Here is a 19623-nt window from a genome sequence, read left to right on the forward strand (position 1 = left end):
CCCCCGAGACGCATCCCGCCCCGGGCGTTCGGGCGGGCATGCGAAAAGCCCCCGACCCGGAACTCATGTCTCCGGATTGGGGGCTTCCCGAATCGTGTGCGCGAGGGGGGACTTGAACCCCCACCCTCTAATACGAGGACTAGCACCTCAAGCTAGCGCGTCTGCCTATTCCGCCACCCGCGCAGGTGTCCGAACCGCGGCGTTTCCGATCTCCCGGAAACCTTCTCGGCCCGTGGCAACGACAAGAAACCTACCACAGTTGCGCGGTCCGTTCGAACTCGACCGGGGCCGGACCGCGCACTCCGCGGGAGCACGGCCCGGTGCAGGTGCTACCGACCTGCCTGCGCCAGGAAGTCCTCCGCGCCACCCACGAGTTCCACGTGACCGGTGGGGACGTCCGCAGTGACCATCGCGGCGATCTCCTGGGCGAACTCATTGACGGTGTAGAGCTTCCCGGCGGCCTCGCGGCGCTCATCGAGTGCTCCCGGGCGGGCCCGGTTGAGCAGCGTGGCCGTGACGGTGCCCTCGATCATGTCTGCGGAGACCACCACGAAGCCGATGCCCTTGTCCTGCAGCTCGGGCACGCGAGCCGTCAGGGTGTCTTCCCCGGCGCGCTTGGACTTGGCCACGGCCTCGTACTCGGGCATCGTCTCCACGTCGTTGATGAAGTGTGCCTGGTGGCTCGTGACGAACACCACGCGGCCACCCTGGGGAAGCGTCCGCAGGGCCTCGGTCAGGGTGTCGTTCTGGGCGTCACGGTTCAACCGCAGGGCGTAGTCCTCACCCATCTCGGTCTCCATGCCCCCGGAGGCGTTGAGGATCAGCACGTCCACGCCACCGAACTCGTCCACGGCGGCACGGAACAGACCCGCGCGAGACTCGGCGTCCGTGATGTCCGCCTGCACGGCGATCGCGTGGCCGCCGGCCTCCGTGATCTCCTTGACCACCTTGTTGGCCCGGGGGGCCTTCTGACGGTAGTTGACCACCACGTTAGCGCCCTCACCGGCGAGGATCTTGGCGGTGTCCGCGCCCACGCCTCGCGAGGATCCGGTGATGACCACGGTCTTGCCTGCCACTGAACTCATGCGGTTTCTCCTTCGAGGGGTGCGGGTGCGGGAATCGGCGGTATCAGTGCCCCAGGCCCAACCCGCCGTCTACGGGGATGATAGCGCCGGAGACGTAGGCCGCGGCGTCGGAGGCAAGGTATTCCACCGCTCCGGCGACCTCTTCCACGTGCCCGAAACGCTGGGCCGGGATCATGGAGAGGTAGTTGTCCTTGACCTCGTCGGAGAGCTCGTGGGTCATGGCGGTGTCGATGTAGCCGGGGGCCACCACGTTGGCGGTGATCCCGCGGGAACCGAGTTCGCGGGTGATGGCGCGGGCCATGCCGACCAGGCCGGCCTTGGAGGACGCGTAGTTCACCTGACCCGGCGCGCCCGTGTAGCCCACCACGGACGAGATGAAGATGATCCGCCCGTGCTTCAGTCGCATGAACCCCTTGGTCGCGCGCTGCACCACCCGGAACGCGCCGGTGAGGTTGGTGTCGATCACGTCCTGGAAATCGGCTTCCTTCATGCGCACCAACAGGGTGTCCTTGGTGACCCCGGCGTTCGCCACGAGTACCTCCACGGGACCGAACTTCCCCTCGATCTCCCGGAAGGCCGCGTTCACGGAGGCGGTGTCGGTGACGTCCGCCTGCACGGTGTACGCGCCGTCGGGTCCGTCCCCACCGGAGCGCGAGGTGACCACCACGTTGTCCCCGGCGGCGATGAACCGTTCCGCGATCGCGCGGCCGATACCTCGATTGCCTCCGGTGACGAGCACGGTGCGAGCGGCGGAGGACTGGTCAGACATGATGGAACCTTCCGTGGAGGGGCGGGCGCGGCGGGGAAGCCCACCCTCGTATCAAGACCTCACAGCATCCTAACCGGCCTCTGACCGGCGGACATCCCCCGCTTGGGCGCCACACACAACGGTGAGATAATGCTCAGAACGCTCACAGTCAGCCGTGGCAGTGTCGCTCCGCGGGTACACCCCCAGATCGTTCGCCGAAGGACCGGTTCCCATCTCACGTTCCCAGCCGCAGTCGCATGGTTCCACCGAGGTTCATTCGATCACCTCGGCGGCAGATCCGCACACCACCGACATGGCACACCGCATGAAGGTCTATTCCTTCCAGATGGCGCTGCGCGTGGTGTGCATCATCGGAGTGGTGCTGATCGACAACCTGATCGCGCGGATCCTGCTCGTGCTGGGCGCTGCGATCCTGCCGTGGCTCGCGGTCATGATGGCCAACCGCGGCGCGGACCGCTCCGAACGCTCGGGTTCCGCGTACCGCCCGCCCACGCGCACCGAGTTGCCCACGAGCGCCGAGTCGCAGGAGCGGGCACCGGATCCGGAGACCGTGGTCCTGGACGGCTACTGGGCATGTCTCACCTGTGGGGTCTCGGCGCGGGGGTGGTCACCGGTCGTGCCCCCGCGGGGCCGACTCCGACGACGCTGCGCTGCGGGCAGCTGCTCCCATCGTAGGGGTTACACCCGTCACCTTCGTGGTCATCGGGGGCCACAAACGCCCGCCCGTGGATGCTGGTCGTACAGTGGGTGCCCGTGGCCACCCGTTTCCAGCCCGAACCCTCCCCGGACGACTCCTCGACCGGGGAGGCGTCGAGCGCATCCTCCGGCCCGGACGACGGCGACTCGATGAGCAGCTGGGTCACGTGGGCCCGTAACGCCGCACTGATCCTGGTGCTCGTGCTCATGGTGTGGCTCGCGTTCACCGTGCACCTGCCGAGCCAGGCCGAACTCGAGGCCACGATTGACGGCTACGGCTGGGCCGGCTGGCTCGTGTTCATCCTCATCTATGCAATCGTGGCGATGACCCCGATCCCCGTGACGATCATGGCGGTCACGGCCGGCGTGCTCTTCGGTGCGACCCTGGGCAGCGTGTTCTCCGTCGTGGCCGCGCTGATCGGCGGCTGGGGTGGCTATTGGCTCGCGCGGGGACTCGGGAAGCAGACAACCCGCAAGATCATGGGCAAGCACGCGGACACCGTGGAGAACTACCTCACCGGGGCGGGCTTCGAGGCTGTGGCCACGCTGCGATTGGCCCCCGGGATCCCCTATTGGCCGGTCAATTACGGATGCGGCGCGTTGGGAATCTCCCAGAGCGTGTTCCTCTCCGCGAGTGCCCTGACCGTGATCCCCGGACAGGTGGCCCTCGTGGGGCTGGGGGCGCTGGCCACGGATCCCACGTGGGCACACCTGATCGTGTTCGGTGTGGCGTGCCTGGTGAGTGTCGTGGCAACGATCATCGCGTTTCGCCGCTGGCGCTCGGTGGCCGCGCAGAACCGCAGAGGGCACTAGCCGGCGGAGGGCACCGCCGACGCCTGACCGGGTCCGCCCCGGTCCACATACATCTGTGCCCCGATACGGCAGGCTCCACGGCTGATCTGGTGCGGTTTCGGGCCTCAGATGTACTTAGCGCACCCCGCCCCCGAGACGCATCCCCCACCGCACCGCACGATTTCTGGGAGGATTTTTCACCGTGGGATTCGATCTGCTCGGCTCTCTGGACCCGCAACGCCCCGCGCCCGACGACGCCGCACCCCGACCCCGCGCGGCGGCACCCGAGGCCGTGTGCTCTCGCCGGGGCTGTTCGCGTCCCGCGCAGTGGACCCTGCTGTGGAACAACCCCCGCGTGCACACCCCCGAGCGCCGCAAGGCGTGGCTCGCCTGCGACGAGCACCGGGAGCACCTGGCCGACTTCCTGGGCCAGCGTGGCTTCCTCAAGACCATCACACCGTTCGAGGCCCCCGAGGACGCGACGCCCGACGCCGCTGCGAGCCAGGACATCCCGCACGAGCCCGGCGCGGGTGACGGCCGCGCCGAGGTCGGGGACGGCGGCGTCGTCCGACCCGAGGAATCGGGGCGCACACCCTGATGCGCAAGTACAAGTTCCTGGGCACCCCCACGTGGCTCGGCTGGTTCGCGCTGTGCTGCGTAGCTGCGGTGCTGTGCCTCTACCTGGCCCACTGGCAGATGTCCCGCAACGACTACCTGGTCGCGGAGAACGCCAAGATCAGCAAGAACTACGACGCCCCGGCCTATGACTCCGCCCGCGGCATCCCCCTGTTCCAGGACTACGACGACTCGCAGACCTGGCACCCCGTGGAACTGCGCGGCACGTATGTGCCCGAGGAGACCGTGCTGATCCGCAACCGTCCGCACGACGGGCGCGTGGGGTACGACGTCCTGGTCCCGTTCCGCACCGTGGAGGGACCCGTGATCGCGATCGACCGCGGCTGGATCCCCACGGACGACTCCGCGAACGGGATGCCGTCCGCGGTGCCCCCTCCCCGGTCCGGGACCGTGACCGTGACCGCCCGGCTGCGCCCCACCGAGGGCACCGTGGACCGCGGGGCACCCGAGGGCCAGTCCGCCTCGATCGACCTGCCCGCGTTCGCCGAACGCTGGGGTGGCGCGCTGGCCACGGGCGGGTACGGAGAACTGGTCTCCGAGGACCCGCCCTCGAGCGTGACCCCGCAGGCCGGTGAACGACCGGCCATCGAGTACGGTCCGCACCTGTCCTACTCGCTGCAGTGGTACGCGTTCGCGGTCCTGGTGTTCGTGGCCTACGGGTACTCGGCGCGCCAGCACGTGAAGAACCTCGAGTGGGATCGCGCGTACGCCGCGGAGGTGGAACGCCGGCTGGCGCAGTACTACGACGCCGAGGGCAACTACATCGGGGAGATGGACGAGTCGCTGATCATCCGTCAGTTGCAGATGGCCGACGACATGCCCGCGCATCTGAAGTCGCTGTACCGACCCAAGCGCCGTCGGGCCTCCACCGGTGTGAGCAACGAAGACGAGGAGGACGCCCTACTGGACGCCCTCGAGGCCGACAGGCGACACTGAGACGCAGACCCGCGCCCGCTTACGGCACCCGAGGAAGCCGTCCAGGCGGGCGGTCCGCCCGAGCGGACGTTGCCTTGTCGGACGGGTCACCCGTGATGAAGGAGTCGCCGTGAAGATCACCGCCGCCGTGCTCGAGGAGATCGGGCTGCCTCGCCCGTACGCCGAGTCCCATCCGCTGCGCCTCCAGGAGGTGGAGCTCGCGGACCCCGGTCCGGGCGAGCTGCTGATCCAGGTCCGGGCGGCGGGACTGTGTCACTCGGACCTGTCCGTGGTGGACGGCAACCGGGTGCGTCCCACGCCCATGGTGCTGGGACACGAGGCCTCCGGGATCGTGGAGGCGGTGGGTGAGGGTGTCACGGACATCGCCGTGGGTGATCAGGTCACGACCGTGTTCCTGCCCCGCTGCGAGGAGTGCGACCAATGCGCCACGGACGGGAAGCTGCCGTGCGGTCCCGGTTCCCGCAGTAACGACGCCGGGCTGTTGCCCGGTGGTGAGCGCCGATTGCACCGCGGTGAGGAGGAGCTGTTCCACCACCTGGGGGTTTCGGGTTTCGCGACCCACGCGGTGGTCAACCGCCAATCGGTGGTGCCCGTGGACAAGGACGTGCCCCCGGAGATCGCCGCCGTGGTGGGCTGCGCGGTGCTCACGGGCGGCGGCGCCGTGATCAATGCGGGCCGTCCCAACGACGGTGACACGGTGCTCATCGTGGGTCTGGGCGGCGTGGGCATGGCTGCGCTGCTGACCGCGGTCTCGCTCGAGAAGGGCCCGGTGATCGGGGTGGACGCGAACCCGGAGAAGCTCGCGCGCGCCGTCGAACTCGGAGCGAGCGCGGTGTACTCCCCCGAGGAGCTCGCCGAGCAGGGGGTGACGGCGGCCGTGGTGATCGAGGCCGCGGGCCACCCCCGCGCGTTCGAGACGGCGGTCGCGGCGACCTCGCCCGGGGGCATCACGGTGACGGTGGGGTTGCCCTCGCCGGACGCCCGGTCCACGATCTCCCCGCTGGGGCTCACCGCGCAGGCGCGCACGATCGTGGGTTCCTACCTGGGTTCGGCGGTCCCCGCGCGGGATATCCCCGTGTACCTGGGACTGTGGCGGGAGGGGAAGCTACCCATCGAGGAGCTGATCTCCCAGCGGATCGGTTTCGAGCAGATCAACGAGGGTCTCGACGCCCTCGCCGAGGGCCGGGCAGTGCGCCAGGTCGTACTGTTCGAGAACTGAGCCCCGCCGCGCCGGGTGCGGGAGCGGCGTACGTCCCCGCACCGTACGCGCCGCGAAGAGTCCCGCGGCGCGCCAGGCCCGTTGGTCCTCCAGCGGCCGCGGCAGGACGCCCGTGCTACGCGAGGGTGATGAGGTCCTGGTAGTCCTGGCTCCAGAGGTCCTCCACGCCGTCGGGGAGCATGACCACGCGCTCGGGTTCGAGCGCTTCCACGGCGCCTTCGTCGTGGGAGACCAGGACCACGGCGCCCTCGTAACTGTGCAGCGCGTTGAGGATCTCCCGCCGGGACGCGGGGTCCAGGTTGTTGGTGGGCTCGTCCAGCAGCAGCACGTTCGCCGACGACGCTACGAGCGTCGCGAGTGCGAGTCGCGTCTTCTCGCCGCCGGAGAGCACCCCGGCGGGCTTGTCCACGTCGTCGCCCTGGAACAGGAACGAGCCGAGGATCGTGCGCACCTGGGTGTCCTGCAGGTCCGGTGCGGCGCTCTTCATGTTCTCGAGGACGGTGCGCTCGGTGTCCAGGGTGTCGTGTTCCTGCGCGAAGTAGCCGAGTTTCAGGCCGTGACCCGCGACCACCTCGCCGGTGTCCGGGTCCGCCTGGCCCGCGAGCATGCGAAGCAGCGTGGTCTTGCCCGCGCCGTTGAGCCCGAGCACGACCACGCGGGAACCGCGGTCGATCGCGAGGTCCACATCGGTGAAAATCTCGAGTGAGCCGTAGGACTTGGATAGGCCCTTGGCCATGAGCGGGGTCTTGCCGCAATCGGCGGGCTTGGGGAAGCGGATGGCCGCGACCTTGTCCTGCACGCGTTCACCCTCGATCCCGGCCATGAGCCGTTCGGCTCGGCGGATCATCTGCTGGGCGGCCACGGCCTTGGTGGCCTTGGCGCGCATCTTGTTGGCCTGGTCCATGAGCACCCCGGCCTTCTTCTCCGCGTTGGCGCGTTCACGCTTGCGGCGGGCCTGGTCCTGGTCGCGCTGCTGGAGGTAGTTCTTCCACGTCATGTTGTACACATCCACCACGCAGCGGTTGGCATCCAGGTACAACACCTTGTTCACGACCATTTCCATGAGGTCCACATCGTGGGAGATCATGAGGACCCCGCCCTGGTAGGAACGCAGGAACTCGCGCAGCCACACGATCGAGTCGTGGTCCAGGTGGTTGGTGGGCTCGTCGAGGAGCATGGTGTCCGCGTCCGAGAACAGGATCCGGGCGAGCTCCACACGGCGACGCTGCCCACCGGAGAGCGTGTGCAGGGGCTGGTCAAGCACGCGCTGGGGCAGGTTGAGGTTGCTCGTGATGGTCGCGGCCTCGGACTCCGCGGCGTAGCCGCCGCCGGCCAGGAACTCCGACTCGAGGCGGTCGTAGCGGCGCATGGCCTTGGCCCGCACGGCGTCGTCCTCGGAGGCCATCTCCTCCTCCGCGCGGCGCAGCTTGGTGATCACACCGGCGAGGTTACGCGCGGACAGGATGCGGTCCCGGGCCAGCTGGTCCATGTCATCGACCTTGGGGTCCTGCGGCAGGTACCCGATCGATCCCGACCGCGTGACCTCACCCGCGGCGGGGAGCGTGAGCCCCGCGAGCACCTTGGTCATGGTGGTCTTGCCAGCCCCGTTGCGCCCGACCAGGCCCACCTTGTCGCCCTTGTCCACCCGGAAGTTCACCTCGTCCATGAGCAATCGCGCGCCGGCGCGCAGTTCGAGGTTCGTGACGGTGATCAACGGTGCAGGGCCTTTCGTGGGGCGGTCGAGCGAGTGCTCCCGGGACGAGGCCGCACACCGTGCTCGGCGTGCGGCGCCTCGTGGATCGCGCTGGATGGAGGCGCCCGGGACAGACAGAAACCCCGTGGCTGCGGGGTCCTCCACCAGTCTACTCGCGGTCGCAAATCCACTCGACGAGCGGGCGCTGCCGGCGCGCGGGGCACCCGCGACCCATGAGGCGTCGTGCCGTGAGGTGCCGGCGCGGTGCACGGGCCGTGTGACCCGCCGGATGAGCAGGAGCGGTCGGGCGAGCGAGGCTGGGCGGGCGCCGTCGGCCCATACCACCGGGCTCCACTAGACTGCGGACCATGACAGCACCCGCGCGCGACACCCGCACCGTGACCTCATTCGACCTGGCCAACATCGCCGTGTTCGCCGCGCTGACGTGCGTGCTCGCGCTCGCTCCCGCCATCCCCGTGGGTGCGCTCGGGGTGCCCATCACACTGCAGACCCTCGGGGTGTACCTGACCGGCATGATCCTCGGGAGCCGCCGCGGCTTCGCCGCCCTGGCGCTGTACGTGATCGTGGGTCTGCTCGGCGTCCCGGTGTTCGCCGGCTTCGTGGGCGGACCGGCCGTCCTGGGCGGGCCCAGCGTGGGCTATCTGCTCTCCTTCCCGTTCGCCGCCGCCCTCGTGGGTGCACTCGCCCACCGCAGCGTGCGCGCCGAACGCGTACGACGCCGCGCGGGCTCCACCTCCGCAGCCCCCGAACGCCGTGGCGGGCTGGTGATCACACTCTTCGGTGCGGCGCTCGCTGGCCTCGTGCTCTCCCACGTCATGGGCATCGCGGGCATGATGCTCACCGCGGGATTGTCCCTTCGGGCGGCGCTGCTCACCGATCTCGCGTTCGTCCCCGGTGACCTGGTTAAGGCACTCGTGGCGGCCCTGATCGCGGTGGCCGTGCACCGTGCCTTCCCCCGGATGGCCGGGGCGGTCCTCTGAGTGCAGCCCGCACTACGACCGGGCTCCTCCGAGCCCCTGTACTGCGCGGACGTCACCGTCACGGCGGAGGGACCCGCGGGTCCCGTGACCGTCCTGGACCGGGTCACGTGCGAGTTCACCGCGCCGCGCACCGCGGTGGTCGGGCTCAACGGCTCCGGCAAGTCCACGCTGCTGCGGCTGTTCAACGGGCTCGTGACACCAACCTCGGGTGTGGTGCGCACGGGCAGCGTGGACCCCGTGGCCTTCCCCCGGGAGGCCCGCTCGCTCGTGGGGTTCGTGTTCACCGATCCGGCCTCCCAGATCCTGATGCCCACACCGCTCGAGGACATCGAACTGTCCCTGCGGCGTCGCGTCCCGGACCGGGTGCAACGCGCTGAGCAGGCCCTGTCTTGGCTGCGCCGCGTGGGGCTTGAGCACCGCGCACACCACAGCGTGTTCGACCTCTCCGGCGGGGAACGCCAGCTCGTGGCGCTGGCCGCCGTGCTCGCCGTGGAACCCCGGGTGCTCATCCTGGACGAACCCACCACGTTGCTGGACCTGCGCAATCGCCTCAAGCTGCGAGAGCTGCTGGACGGATTACCCCAGCAGCAACTTGTGAGCACGCACGACCTCGACCTCGCCGAGAGCGCCGAGCACGTGGTCGTGGTCCACGAGGCGCGGATCCTCGATCAGGGTCCGCCCGAGCTCGTGCTCCCCCGGTACCGCGCGTGGTGCGCGCACGGTTTCCCCGGGGAGACTGCGTGAGGAGGCCGCGCGCCGACGGCCTGCTGGGCACGTACGTCCCCGGGACCTCGATCCTGCATCGCAGTCCCCTGTGGCTCAAGACCGTGGTGCTGCTCGGCGCGTGCGTGGCGATCATGGCCGTGCGCGCGTGGCCGGTGTCCCTCGCGGCATTCGCGCTCAGCGCGGTGGTGTCCGCGGCCTGTGGTTTGGGGTTACGGCGGTGGGCCCGCTCCCTGCGCCCACTCCTGCTCCTCGTGGGCGTGCTGAGTCTCTACCACCTCGTGGCCAACGGTCCGGCCCGCGCGGCGGACGTCGTGCTCTCCCTGCTGGCCGTCGTGGGGATCACCCGGTTGCTCATCACCACCACACCGCTGCCCCGACTCATCGACGGCCTGGTCACCCTGTGCGCACCGCTGCGCCAGCTGGGTGTGGACCCCGAGCGGGTGGGGCTCGCGGTCTCACTCATGATCCGTTCGGTGCCCTGGTTGTTCGGCGTGCTCTCCGGGCTGCGCGACGCCGCCGCGGCACGCACCGTGCGCCCGTCCCCCGTGCAGCTCGTGACACCGGCCGTGATCGCGACCGTGGACTACGCGCACCGCACCGGGGAGGCGCTCGCCGCGCGCGGACTCGAGTGAGCCCCCGCGCACGCGACGCGGAGGCCGTCCGACGCGCCACGTCGCGGCGCCACGGCCCCGTACCATGCGGTTGCCCCGGTGGGGCCCTATGCTTCCCCCATGAGTTTCAATGACAACTCCCAGCTCAACGGCGGCCGCGTGGGTTCGGGCGGCGGTGGCCGCGGGATCGCCGTGGGAGGCGGGCTGGGCGGCGCCGTCCTGCTGCTGCTCGCGGGACTGTTCTTCGGCCAGGACGGCATCGATGCGCTCACTGGCGGCAATCAGGACGACACCCAGAGCACGCAACAGGTGGACTCCGGGCTCGCGGACCGCTGCCGAACGGGCGAGGACGCCAACCGGGACACCGAGTGCCGCATGGTGGCCACGGTCCAGTCCCTGGACCAGTTCTGGGGAGGGTACTTCCCCGAGGCTACGGGCAGGAAGTACTCGTTGCCGCAGGTGGAACTGTTCCGCGGGACCGATTCCACGTCCTGCGGCCAGGCGTCCTCCGCGACCGGCCCGTTCTACTGCCCGCCGGACTCCACGGTCTACCTGGACACCGGCTTCTTCGACCAGATGCGCAGCCAGTTCGGCGCGGACGCCGACGCCCTGGCCCAGGAGTACGTCATGGCGCACGAGGTGGGGCACCACGTGCAGAACCTGCAGGGCACCCTGGGCCGGGCGCAGCAGGACCCGCACGGCGCGACGTCGGCGGCCGTGCGCACCGAGCTGCAGGCCGACTGCTATGCGGGGATGTGGGCGCATCACGCGACCGAGCCCGGCGGGGCCGTCCAGTTGGAACCGATCACGCGCATGCAGCTCGCCGACGCGATCGAGGCGGCCGGGGCGATCGGTGACGACCGGATCCAGGAGACCACCCAGGGTCGCGCGAACCCGGAGTCCTTCACCCACGGCACCTCGGCGCAGCGCCAGGCGTGGTTCCTCACCGGCTACCAGACCGGGGACATCCGCGCGTGCAACACGTTCACCGCCTCGGACCTGAACCATCCTGCGGCCCTGACGTAACCGTTCACACATCGTCATCCGGTGCGGCACGCCCGGGCCCACTTCGTCGCGTACCTCGGCCAGCGCGGTCAGGGACACCGGGGCCCGGCCCAGGTGCCGGTCGCCGTGGTTCGAGACCACCAGAACGTCGGCGCCCACGCTCAGGGCCCGGCGGGCGTCGTCGGCGGTGAGCACGCCCCCGGTCTCACCCCCCGCATGCATGAACCGCGTGAACCCAGTGGGTGCGATCCGGGTGAAGGAGCCGAGGCGCATGAGGGGTTTCAATTCGGTCAGCTGGGGTAGTTGGCGTTGCAGGGAGCATCTCCCGATCCGGACGTGGGCCGCGGGCCCGACATGGACGTCGGATCCGAACGTAGCACCGCCCGCGCCATGGAATCCCCGGATGGGGCCGAGCACATGGCTGCTCGGGGCTCTGCGCATTCGAGTCATGCGGGAGGGGTCCGGGTACGCGTGAGGGCGCGGGGTGGTTCACCCCGCGCCCTCACGACACGCATCGACTCAGATGTTGAAGCCCAGGGCCCGCATCTGATCGCGTCCGTCCTCCGTGATCCGCTCGGGACCCCACGGGGGCATCCAGATCCAGTTCACGTGCCACTCGTCCACGGTGGGGGCCAGGTTCTGGGCGACCTGTTCCTCGATCACGTCCTGCAGCGGGCACGCGGCCGTGGTGAGCGTCATGTCCAGACGCAGGGAGTCGTCATCCTGGTAGGCCAGCCCGTAGAGCAGCCCCAGGTCCACGATGTTGACACCCAGCTCGGGGTCGATCACGTTTTTCAACAGATCCGTGATCTCGGCAAGCGACGCCTGGCCATTGGGACCGGGGGTCTCCGCCGTGACGGTCTCGGTGGAATCGCTCATCGCGACCTCCTCTGAAGTGGTGTGCGGGGACTTACTTGGCGGGGGCCCGCACGTAGCGGTCGTAGCCCTCGTTCTCGAGCTGGTCGGCGAGCTCGGGACCACCCTGGTCCACCACGCGCCCGTCCGAGAACACGTGCACGAACTGCGGCTTGATGTAGCGCAGGATCCGCGTGTAGTGGGTGATGAGCATGATGCCCGTGTTGTCCTCCTGCAGGGCGCGGTTGACACCCTCGGAGACGATCTTCAGGGCGTCCACGTCCAGACCGGAGTCGGTCTCGTCCAGCAGCGCGATCTTGGGCTTGAGGATCTCGAGTTGCAGGATCTCGTGACGCTTCTTCTCACCACCGGAGAAGCCCTCGTTCACGTTGCGCTGCAACATGTCGTTGTCGATCTTTAGCTTGTCCATGGCGGTGCGCACGTCCTTGGTCCACGTGCGCAGGGACGGGGCCTCGCCCTCGATCGCCGTCTTGGCCGAACGCAGGAAGTTGGAGGTGGTCACACCCGGGATCTCCACGGGGTACTGCATGGCCAGGAAGAGCCCGGCGCGGGCACGCTCGTCCACGGACATCTCCAGCACGTCCTGACCGTCCAGGGTCACGGAACCGGAGTCCACCTGGTACTTGGGGTGACCGGCGATCGTGGAGGCGAGCGTGGACTTCCCGGAACCGTTGGGGCCCATGATCGCGTGCACCTCACCGGAATTGATGGTCAGGTTCACGCCCTTGAGGATGGGCTTGGTGGTCTCGTCGTCCAGGATGACGGACGCGTGGAGGTCCTTGATCTCCAGAGTTGACATGAAGCAATTCTCCTAGTGTTCGTGCGCACCCGATCGGTTCGCGAGCCGGATGCGGGAAGGTCGTGGATGGGAACTGCCGCGGCGCGTGGGCCGGGCGCTCAGTTCTCGGTGCGGGCCAGCTCGTCCTCGAGGGACGCGCGCAGCTGTTCCTCGAGGGACTCGACGCCCACCTGCTGGATGATCTCGAACAGGAACCCGCGCACCACGAGGCGCCGCGCGTCCTGCTCGGGGATCCCGCGGGACATCAGGTAGTACAGGTGCTCGTCGTCCAGCTGACCCGTGGTCGAGGCGTGACCGGCGCCGGCGATCAGGCCGGTCTCGATCTCGAGGTTCGGCACGGAGTCCATGCGGGGGCCGTCGTTGAGGATCAGGTTGCGGTTGAGCTCGTAGGTGTCCGTGCCCTCCGCTTCCGCGCGGATCAGCACGTCGCCGATCCACACGCCGTGGGCGTTCTCGCCCTGCAGCGCGGACTTGTAGGTCACGCGGGAACGGCACCGGGGCACGGAGTGGTCCACGAACAACCGGGATTCCAGGTGCTGGCCGTCGTCCACGAACGTGAGACCGTACATCTCCACGTCACCACCGGGAGCGGTGAAGTGGGTGGACGGAGTGACCCGCACGAGGTCCCCACCGAGGCTCACGAGCACGTGCTTGAAGGTCGCGTCGCGGCCCAGGCTCGCTTGCTGCGAAGAGGCGTGCACGGAGTCGTCGTCCCATTCCTGGAGCGAGACGACCGTGAGGTTGGCACCGTCCGCGACCGAGAACTCCACGTTCTGGGACAGCACGGCGGAGCCCACGTGTCGCAGCACCACGAGCGCGCGGGAGTTCGTCCCGGCCTCGATCACGATGTGCTGGGCTGCGGGCTCGGCCGACTCACCCGTGATCGTGACGATGACCGGCTCGGTGACCTGCGCGTCGCGCGGGACGCTGAGCACGGTGGCCTCGCGGAAGTTGGACCACGCGTTGGCGGAGACCCGGTCCTCGGGGATGCCCACCGAGCCGATGCGGGAGTCCTCGCGGGAGACCGTGGTGAGCTCCACGCCATCGCCACCGGAGACCGACACGGCCGGGGCGGGCCCGTCCAGGGCGGAGTCGTCGAGTCCGCGCAGGCGCTTGATCGGGGTGAATCGCCAGTCCTCGAGCTTGGTGCTCAGCGGCGGGAAGTCCGCGACGTCGTAGGAGGTGAAACGACCCGCGCGCGAGGAATCCGGGACACCGGAGATGTCACCGTGCTCCGTGTGCCTGATCTCGGGCTCACCGGCCTGGTTACGACCCTCCTGGAGGGTCTCGCCCTCCTGGCTCATCCCGGGAATCGCCACGCGGTCCTCACCGGTGGGGACCCCGTTCACCTGTTCGGTGGTGTCCTGGGCGGTCTGATCAGTGGTGGACATATCAGCCAACGGATCCTTCCATTTGCAGTTCGATGAGACGGTTCAGCTCGAGCGCGTACTCCATGGGCAGCTCGCGGGCGATCGGCTCCACGAAGCCGCGCACGATCATGGCCATGGCCTCGTCCTCGGGCAGACCGCGCTGCATGAGGTAGAACAGCTGCTCCTCGGAGACCCGGGAGACCGTGGCCTCGTGACCCATGGTGACGTCGTCCTCGCGGATGTCCACGTACGGGTAGGTGTCCGAGCGGGAGATCGTGTCCACGAGCAGGGCGTCGCACACCACGTTGGACTTGGAGTGCTTGGCGCCCTCGCGCACCTGCACCAGACCGCGGTACGCGGAACGACCGCCGTTACGGGCCACGGACTTGGACACGATCGACGAGGACGTGTTCGGGGCGATGTGCACCATCTTGGAGCCGGTGTCCTGATGCTGGCCCTCACCCGCGAACGCGATCGACAGCGTCTCACCGCGGGCGTGCTCACCGGTCATGTAGACCGCGGGGTACTTCTGGGTGACCTTGGAGCCGATGTTGCCGTCCACCCATTCCATGGTGGCGCCCTCGTGGGCGATCGCGCGCTTGGTCACCAGGTTGTACACGTTGTTCGACCAGTTCTGGATGGTCGTGTAGCGCACCCGGGCGTTCTTCTTGCAGATGATCTCCACCACGGCGGAGTGCAGCGAGTCCGTCTTGTAGATCGGCGCGGTGCAACCCTCGATGTAGTGGACGTAGGAGTCCTCGTCCGCGATGATCAGCGTGCGCTCGAACTGGCCCATGTTCTCCGTGTTGATGCGGAAGTAGGCCTGCAGCGGGATGTCCACGTGCACGCCCTTGGGCACGTACACGAACGACCCGCCGGACCACACGGCCGTGTTCAGTGCGGCGAACTTGTTGTCGCCCACCGGGATCACGGTGCCGAAGTACTCCTCGAAGAACTCGGGGTGCTCCTTCAGCGCGGTGTCCGTGTCCATGAAGATCACGCCCTGGCGCTCCAGGTCCTCGCGGATCTGGTGGTACACGACCTCGGACTCGTACTGCGCGGCCACACCGGCCACCAGACGGTTGCGCTCCGCCTCGGGGATGCCGAGCCTTTCGTACGTGTTGCGGATGTCATCGGGCAGCTCCTCCCAGGAGCCGGCCTGCTGCTCGGTGGAGCGCACGAAGTACTTGATGTTGTCGAAGTCGATCCCGGACAGGTCCGCACCCCACGTGGGCATGGGCTTGCGGTCGAAGAACTTCAGACCCTTGAGCCGCAGCTGGGTCATCCAGTCCGGTTCGCTCTTCTTGGCCGAGATGTCCCGGACCACTTCTTCGTTGACGCCGCGGCGCGCGGAGGCACCGGCGTCGTTCTTGTCGGCCCAGCCGTACTGGTACTGACCGATCCCCTCGAGCTCCGGGTTCATCTCCAGGATCTCGGAAATCGTGGTGTCACCTGACGTGTTGCCCGCGGTCTCCGCGGGCACAATGCGCTCGGTCATGACAACCCTCCCTGTCGTGCGGTTGTGTGGTTGGTGGAATTCGAGTGACCCGCAGTGCGCAGTTGCAGCGGGACGTGTGTGGTGCAGACGTGGGCGCCGGCCGCCATGGTGGACAGCCTGCGGACGTCCACGTCCAACAGTTCGGAGATCAGTGCGGTTTCCTGTTCGCAGAACTCGGGGTACTCGCTCGCGATGTCCTGGATGGGGCAGTGGCCCTGGCACAGTTGCGCCGAGCGCAGCGTAACGCCCTTGGGTCCCCGCGGGGTCACGGTGGTGTGCGAGGCCACGAAGCCGTCGCGGCTCATGGCCGCGGTCAGGGCGTTGAGGCGGTCGTCGACGTCGGGCCCGGCCGCCTCGACCTGCGGGCGGTAGCGTTCGCGCATGCGCTCGATCTGCTCGGCGACGAACGCTTGCACGAGCTTCTCACCGCCCACGCGCTGCATGGTCTCCAGCGCACGGTGTGCGAGTCCGAGGTAGTCGTGGCCAAGCTGTTCGTGGCCTCCGGGGGCGACGACGTAGCGCCGGGCCGGGCGCCCCGCGCCCGATTGCGCGCTGCGCAGGGCGGAGACCTCGATGAACTGTTCGGCCTCGAGCGCGTCCAGATGGCGCCGGACGGCGGCGGGGGTCAACCCCAGGTCCTTGGCGATCTGGGCGGCGGAGATGGGACCGTGGGCGAGCACCAACGAGAGCACCCGGGAACGGGTGGTGTCATCCTGGTCCGTGCGGACCGCACCGCGGTCCGTGGCAGGTGAACTCATGCTCGGTACAACATCCTTCGAGTGATGACGGTTGGCTCGGGGCGCGGCGTCCGCGTCGATCCCACCGGGTGAGCGCCATGCAGCGTAAAAACCCTCGTGGTGGGACACGCAATACATAACGAGGGTATGTCCTAATCCATTCCCGGCCAAACGGCTCCGATAGGGGAACCGGGGCCTAAGACCCTTCGGCGAACCCTCCAGCCAGTACCGGGACGGACGTTCTAGACTATCCGGGTGCAGATCCACCCCGACCCCGCTCCCACGTCCCCGGCGACCGCGACCGACACCGGTCCCGCCCTGCACATCGAGAACCTCGTGAAGACCTTCGAGGGCCGGGGTGAGCCCGTCCGGGCCGTGCGCGGGCTGAGCCTGGCCGCGGAGCACGGGAAAATCACCGCCCTGCTCGGGGCCAACGGGGCCGGCAAGACCACCACACTGCAGTGCGCCCAGGGGCTGCAGCGCCCCACCTCGGGCAGCGTCCGGTTGCTCGGGGAGGACCCGTGGCACGCCTCCCCCGCATTGCGGGCGCGCGTGGGCGTGATGCTCCAGGACGGGGGTCTACCGCCGTCAGTGCGCCCCGGGGAACTGTTGCGCCACGTCAGCCGGCTCTACGCGGACCCCGTGCCCGTGGTCGAACTCGTGGAGCTGCTGGGCATCGAATCGTTCCTGACCACGGGGATCCGGCGCCTGTCCGGCGGGCAGAAGCAACGCGTGGCCCTGGCCGCGGCCCTCGTGGGCCGCCCGGACGTGCTGTTCCTGGACGAACCCTCGGCGGGGTTGGACCCCCGCTCGCGCCACATCGTCTTCGACCTGATCCGGCGCCTGCGGGACAGCGGGGTGTGCATCATCCTGACCACGCACCTCATGGACGACGCCGCCCGCCTGGCCGACTACGTCTACATCGTGGACCGGGGCACGATCGCCGCGCAGGGAACCGTTGCGGAACTGGTCAGCGCCGAACGCCACGCACCGCTCGTGATGAGCATCACGCTCGCCAAGGAGCACGCCGGTCTGCTGCGCGCGGACCCGCCGTGGCGCACCCCGCGGTTCGACGACGTCGAATGGAGCGTCCAGGACCGTACCGTGACGCTAACGGGCCCGCTGGACGCACCACGGATCCGCGAACTGACCGCGTGGGCCACACGGAACGACACCTTGCCGGAGGCGCTGAGCGTGCAACCCCGATCCCTCGAGGACGTCTTCCTGGAAGTCTCCGGGGGGAATGCCCCGTGAGCACCTCGACCCACGAGTCCTCGGTGACCGCAGCGCCGTCGTCCCCCGCCGGGGCCGCGTCCCTGCCCCGGCGCGTGCTCGCTCAGGCGCGCTTCGAGACCATGACCATGATCCGCAACGGCGAACAGTTGCTGCTTCTGCTGATCCTGCCCGTCATGGCACTCGTGGCCCTGACCGTGACCGACCTGTTGGACGGCTACCGCGTGGGGGACGCATCCCGCGTGGACGTGGCCGTGCCCGGGATCCTGGTGCTGTGCGTGATCTCGAGCGCGTTCTCCGGACAGGGGATCCAGACCGGTTTCGACCGTCGCTACGGGGTGCTGCGCTACCTCTCGACCACTCCCCTGGGTCGCGCCGGGCTGATCGCGGGCAAGCTACTGGCCATCCTGGCCGTGCTCGCGGTGCAGTACGCGGTGATTGCGGCCGTGGCCGTGCCCCTGGGCTGGCGGCCGTCCTGGGAGGCCGTGCTGGGGTCCGTTCCCCTGCTGATCCTCGTGGCACTCGCGTTCACCGGGCTCGGCATGCTGATTGCGGGGACCCTGCGCGCCGAGGCGACCCTGGCCGTGCTCAACGTCGTATGGGTCGCGCTCGCGGCCGCCGGCGGCGTCCTCTTCCCGGTGAGCGTGCTGCCCGGGTGGCTCTCGTGGCTCGTGGCGTGGATGCCGTCCTCCGCGGCCGGTGAGGCGCTGCGGGAATGCTTCCTGATGGGTAGTGTCTCCCCCGTGCCGCTGCTCGTGCTCGCCGCGTGGGCCGTGCTCAGCTGGGCGGCCACGGTCGCCTGGTTCAAGTGGGTGTGAGCTCACCCGCGTGAGCCCGCTGCGCCCAGGGGTTTCCCACGCTGTTCTCGCTACACTGGAGGGGTCCCATCCCCTCTGCCCTTGGATGCTCCGTCATGTCTGATGTCGCCCGCCGCACCGCCACCGATTCGTTCTGGTGGCCCGCCACCGTGACCCCGTGGGTGCGGGGACTCGCGGTCGCATCCCTGCTGACCAACTCGCTGTTAATCCTCACGGGCGGGCTCGTGCGCCTGACGGGTTCCGGGTTGGGCTGCCCCACGTGGCCGCGCTGCACCGCCGACTCGTGGACCAGCACCCAGGAGATGGGCGTGCACGGGCTGATCGAGTTCGGCAACCGCCTGCTGACGTTCGTGCTCACCGTGGTCGCGGTGCTCACGTTCCTCTCGGTGCTCAAACTGCGTCACGAGCACCCCAAGCTCTTCCGCCTGGCGCTGTTCCTGCTGATCGGCATTCCCCTGCAGGCCGTGATCGGCGGCATCACCGTCCACGCGGACCTGCACCCGCTCGTGGTGGGGGTGCACTACCTGATCTCGGCCATCATGATCAGCCTGGCCACTCTGCTCGTGCTCAACACCCGCCGGGACGGGCTGTCGGTGGTCGCATACGAGCAGCGACCGGGGCAGTTGCACGGCTCCCGCTCCGCCGCACGCGTGCTGGGGGCGCTGACCGGTGTGCTCACCGCCGTGATCCTCTACCTCGGGACGCTCGTCACGGGCACGGGCCCCCACGCCGGGGACGAGGACAGTGCGCGGCTCGCGTTCGACTCCGTGATGATCGCCCGGGCGCACGCCATCCCCGTCTACCTCCTGACGTTCACGGTGATCGCGGGCATCGCCCTCACCGTCGTGAAGTCCCTGCCGCGGATCCTGCGTAACGCGTACCTCATCATGGCGGTCGTCATCGTGGCCCAGGCGCTGCTGGGGTACTACCAGTACTTCAACGGGGTCCCGGTTCCCGCCGTGGCCCTGCACATGGTGCTCTCGGCCGTGCTGATCTGGGCGGCCACGCGGGTGGTCTCGTTCAGCGTCTACCTCGCACAGGACACCCACGAGTACGCGGCACCCATCGACGAGCCCGCCGACGACGCCGCTCGCGCCACACCCGCGCACACCGTGCGCTGATC

Annotated in this window: 20 protein-coding genes, 1 tRNA gene and 1 pseudogene; 12 read left to right on the forward strand and 10 right to left on the reverse strand. The window is 69.0% G+C overall.

All coding sequences use genetic code 11. From position 1 onward, the window contains the following. Window positions 1-97: 97 nt before the first annotated feature. The 3 genes from J1M36_RS01680 to fabG form a co-directional block, all read right to left on the reverse strand. Window positions 98-183 (reverse strand) — tRNA-Leu (locus J1M36_RS01680). Window positions 184-329: 146 nt separating this feature from the next. Then, window positions 330-1085, reverse strand: coding sequence for an SDR family oxidoreductase (locus J1M36_RS01685; RefSeq protein ID WP_064845280.1), 756 nt, complete (start codon window positions 1083-1085; stop codon window positions 330-332). 43 nt (window positions 1086-1128) lie between these two features. Further along, window positions 1129-1854, reverse strand: coding sequence for a 3-oxoacyl-ACP reductase FabG (gene fabG, locus J1M36_RS01690; RefSeq protein ID WP_206478511.1), 726 nt, complete (start codon window positions 1852-1854; stop codon window positions 1129-1131). Window positions 1855-2014: 160 nt separating this feature from the next. Here fabG and J1M36_RS01695 point away from each other — a divergent pair, with 160 nt between their 5' ends. From J1M36_RS01695 to J1M36_RS01715, 5 genes are all read left to right on the forward strand, one after another. Beyond that, a complete protein-coding gene (locus tag J1M36_RS01695) occupies window positions 2015-2704 on the forward strand; it encodes a DUF3099 domain-containing protein (RefSeq protein WP_342358273.1) in 690 nt (229 codons plus the stop codon). Then, window positions 2587-3363, forward strand: coding sequence for a TVP38/TMEM64 family protein (locus J1M36_RS01700; protein ID WP_241246752.1), 777 nt, complete (start codon window positions 2587-2589; stop codon window positions 3361-3363). The genes J1M36_RS01695 and J1M36_RS01700 overlap by 118 nt, the downstream gene beginning before the upstream one ends. Before the next feature lie 181 nt (window positions 3364-3544). Continuing rightward, window positions 3545-3940 (forward strand): hypothetical protein, encoded by a 396-nt coding sequence (locus J1M36_RS12605; protein ID WP_239318668.1) that lies wholly within the window; start codon window positions 3545-3547, stop codon window positions 3938-3940. Further along, on the forward strand, window positions 3940-4914 hold the full coding sequence (locus tag J1M36_RS01710) for an SURF1 family protein (protein WP_064845364.1): 975 nt from the start codon (window positions 3940-3942) through the stop codon (window positions 4912-4914). Before J1M36_RS12605 ends, J1M36_RS01710 begins: the two co-directional genes overlap by 1 nt. 109 nt (window positions 4915-5023) lie before the next feature. Then, window positions 5024-6133, forward strand: a complete 1110-nt coding sequence (locus J1M36_RS01715) for an alcohol dehydrogenase catalytic domain-containing protein (RefSeq protein ID WP_144996637.1) — start codon at window positions 5024-5026, stop codon at window positions 6131-6133. Between the two features lie 115 nt (window positions 6134-6248). On the opposite strand, the gene J1M36_RS01720 is transcribed toward J1M36_RS01715, so the two are convergent. Further along, window positions 6249-7847 (reverse strand): ABC-F family ATP-binding cassette domain-containing protein, encoded by a 1599-nt coding sequence (locus J1M36_RS01720; protein ID WP_098053392.1) that lies wholly within the window; start codon window positions 7845-7847, stop codon window positions 6249-6251. 347 nt (window positions 7848-8194) lie between these two features. Between J1M36_RS01720 and J1M36_RS01725 the strand changes: the two genes are divergently transcribed. The 4 genes from J1M36_RS01725 to J1M36_RS01740 all read left to right on the forward strand — a co-directional run bounded on the left by J1M36_RS01725 (window position 8195) and on the right by J1M36_RS01740 (window position 11190). Continuing rightward, on the forward strand, window positions 8195-8827 hold the full coding sequence (locus J1M36_RS01725; RefSeq protein ID WP_064845367.1) for a biotin transporter BioY: 633 nt from the start codon (window positions 8195-8197) through the stop codon (window positions 8825-8827). Further along, window positions 8828-9571, forward strand: coding sequence for an ABC transporter ATP-binding protein (locus J1M36_RS01730; protein ID WP_312917976.1), 744 nt, complete (start codon window positions 8828-8830; stop codon window positions 9569-9571). It abuts the gene before it with no gap. Continuing rightward, complete coding sequence (locus J1M36_RS01735) at window positions 9568-10185, forward strand: energy-coupling factor transporter transmembrane protein EcfT (RefSeq protein WP_206478512.1); 618 nt, start codon at window positions 9568-9570, stop codon at window positions 10183-10185. The genes J1M36_RS01730 and J1M36_RS01735 overlap by 4 nt, the downstream gene beginning before the upstream one ends. Window positions 10186-10284: 99 nt before the next feature. Beyond that, the gene (locus J1M36_RS01740; protein ID WP_206478513.1) at window positions 10285-11190 is read left to right on the forward strand and encodes a neutral zinc metallopeptidase; all 906 of its coding nucleotides are present in this window, start codon (window positions 10285-10287) and stop codon (window positions 11188-11190) included. 45 nt (window positions 11191-11235) lie between these two features. Here J1M36_RS01740 and J1M36_RS13065 read toward each other — a convergent pair. The 6 genes and pseudogenes from J1M36_RS13065 to J1M36_RS01770 all read right to left on the reverse strand — a co-directional run. After that, window positions 11236-11619: pseudogene (locus tag J1M36_RS13065) on the reverse strand (alpha-hydroxy-acid oxidizing protein); the annotation flags it as partial. Window positions 11620-11688: 69 nt separating this feature from the next. After that, window positions 11689-12048, reverse strand: a complete 360-nt coding sequence (locus tag J1M36_RS01750) for a metal-sulfur cluster assembly factor (RefSeq protein ID WP_035962032.1) — start codon at window positions 12046-12048, stop codon at window positions 11689-11691. 31 nt (window positions 12049-12079) lie between these two features. Continuing rightward, window positions 12080-12844: a Fe-S cluster assembly ATPase SufC gene (gene sufC / locus J1M36_RS01755; protein ID WP_064845264.1), complete on the reverse strand. Its 765-nt coding sequence runs from the start codon at window positions 12842-12844 to the stop codon at window positions 12080-12082. A gap of 98 nt (window positions 12845-12942) precedes the next feature. Then, entirely contained in the window at window positions 12943-14235 is a 1293-nt protein-coding gene (gene sufD / locus J1M36_RS01760) for a Fe-S cluster assembly protein SufD (protein WP_098053388.1), read from the reverse strand. Window position 14236: 1 nt separating this feature from the next. Then, entirely contained in the window at window positions 14237-15712 is a 1476-nt protein-coding gene (gene sufB / locus J1M36_RS01765; protein ID WP_064845266.1) for a Fe-S cluster assembly protein SufB, read from the reverse strand. Then, window positions 15709-16470 carry a metalloregulator ArsR/SmtB family transcription factor gene (locus J1M36_RS01770; RefSeq protein ID WP_064845268.1) on the reverse strand — a complete coding sequence of 254 codons (762 nt, stop codon included), beginning with the start codon at window positions 16468-16470 and terminating at the stop codon, window positions 15709-15711. Before J1M36_RS01770 ends, sufB begins: the two co-directional genes overlap by 4 nt. A 297-nt stretch (window positions 16471-16767) precedes the next feature. On the opposite strand from J1M36_RS01770, the gene J1M36_RS01775 reads away from it, so the two are divergent. The 3 genes from J1M36_RS01775 (at window position 16768) to J1M36_RS01785 (ending at window position 19621) form a co-directional block, all read left to right on the forward strand. After that, window positions 16768-17703: an ABC transporter ATP-binding protein gene (locus J1M36_RS01775; RefSeq protein ID WP_241246755.1), complete on the forward strand. Its 936-nt coding sequence runs from the start codon at window positions 16768-16770 to the stop codon at window positions 17701-17703. Further along, window positions 17700-18500 (forward strand): ABC transporter permease, encoded by an 801-nt coding sequence (locus tag J1M36_RS01780; RefSeq protein WP_342358268.1) that lies wholly within the window; start codon window positions 17700-17702, stop codon window positions 18498-18500. The genes J1M36_RS01775 and J1M36_RS01780 overlap by 4 nt, the downstream gene beginning before the upstream one ends. A 95-nt stretch (window positions 18501-18595) precedes the next feature. Beyond that, a complete protein-coding gene (locus J1M36_RS01785; RefSeq protein ID WP_206478514.1) occupies window positions 18596-19621 on the forward strand; it encodes a COX15/CtaA family protein in 1026 nt (341 codons plus the stop codon). Window positions 19622-19623 lie beyond the last annotated feature (2 nt).

Source organism: Kocuria sp. KRD140 (assembly GCF_017168375.1).
In the GTDB taxonomy this organism is placed as follows: domain Bacteria; phylum Actinomycetota; class Actinomycetes; order Actinomycetales; family Micrococcaceae; genus Kocuria; species Kocuria marina.

Coding starts and splice junctions, on each gene's coding strand:
- J1M36_RS01685 (WP_064845280.1), bottom strand. CDS start 1,085: ATGAGTTCAGTGGCAGGCAAGACCGTGGTCATCACCGGATCCTCGCGA.
- fabG (WP_206478511.1), bottom strand. CDS start 1,854: ATGTCTGACCAGTCCTCCGCCGCTCGCACCGTGCTCGTCACCGGAGGC.
- J1M36_RS01710 (WP_064845364.1), top strand. CDS start 3,940: ATGCGCAAGTACAAGTTCCTGGGCACCCCCACGTGGCTCGGCTGGTTC.
- J1M36_RS01725 (WP_064845367.1), top strand. CDS start 8,195: ATGACAGCACCCGCGCGCGACACCCGCACCGTGACCTCATTCGACCTG.
- J1M36_RS01740 (WP_206478513.1), top strand. CDS start 10,285: ATGAGTTTCAATGACAACTCCCAGCTCAACGGCGGCCGCGTGGGTTCG.
- J1M36_RS01750 (WP_035962032.1), bottom strand. CDS start 12,048: ATGAGCGATTCCACCGAGACCGTCACGGCGGAGACCCCCGGTCCCAAT.
- sufC (WP_064845264.1), bottom strand. CDS start 12,844: ATGTCAACTCTGGAGATCAAGGACCTCCACGCGTCCGTCATCCTGGAC.
- sufD (WP_098053388.1), bottom strand. CDS start 14,235: ATGTCCACCACTGATCAGACCGCCCAGGACACCACCGAACAGGTGAAC.
- sufB (WP_064845266.1), bottom strand. CDS start 15,712: ATGACCGAGCGCATTGTGCCCGCGGAGACCGCGGGCAACACGTCAGGT.
- J1M36_RS01770 (WP_064845268.1), bottom strand. CDS start 16,470: ATGAGTTCACCTGCCACGGACCGCGGTGCGGTCCGCACGGACCAGGAT.
- J1M36_RS01785 (WP_206478514.1), top strand. CDS start 18,596: ATGTCTGATGTCGCCCGCCGCACCGCCACCGATTCGTTCTGGTGGCCC.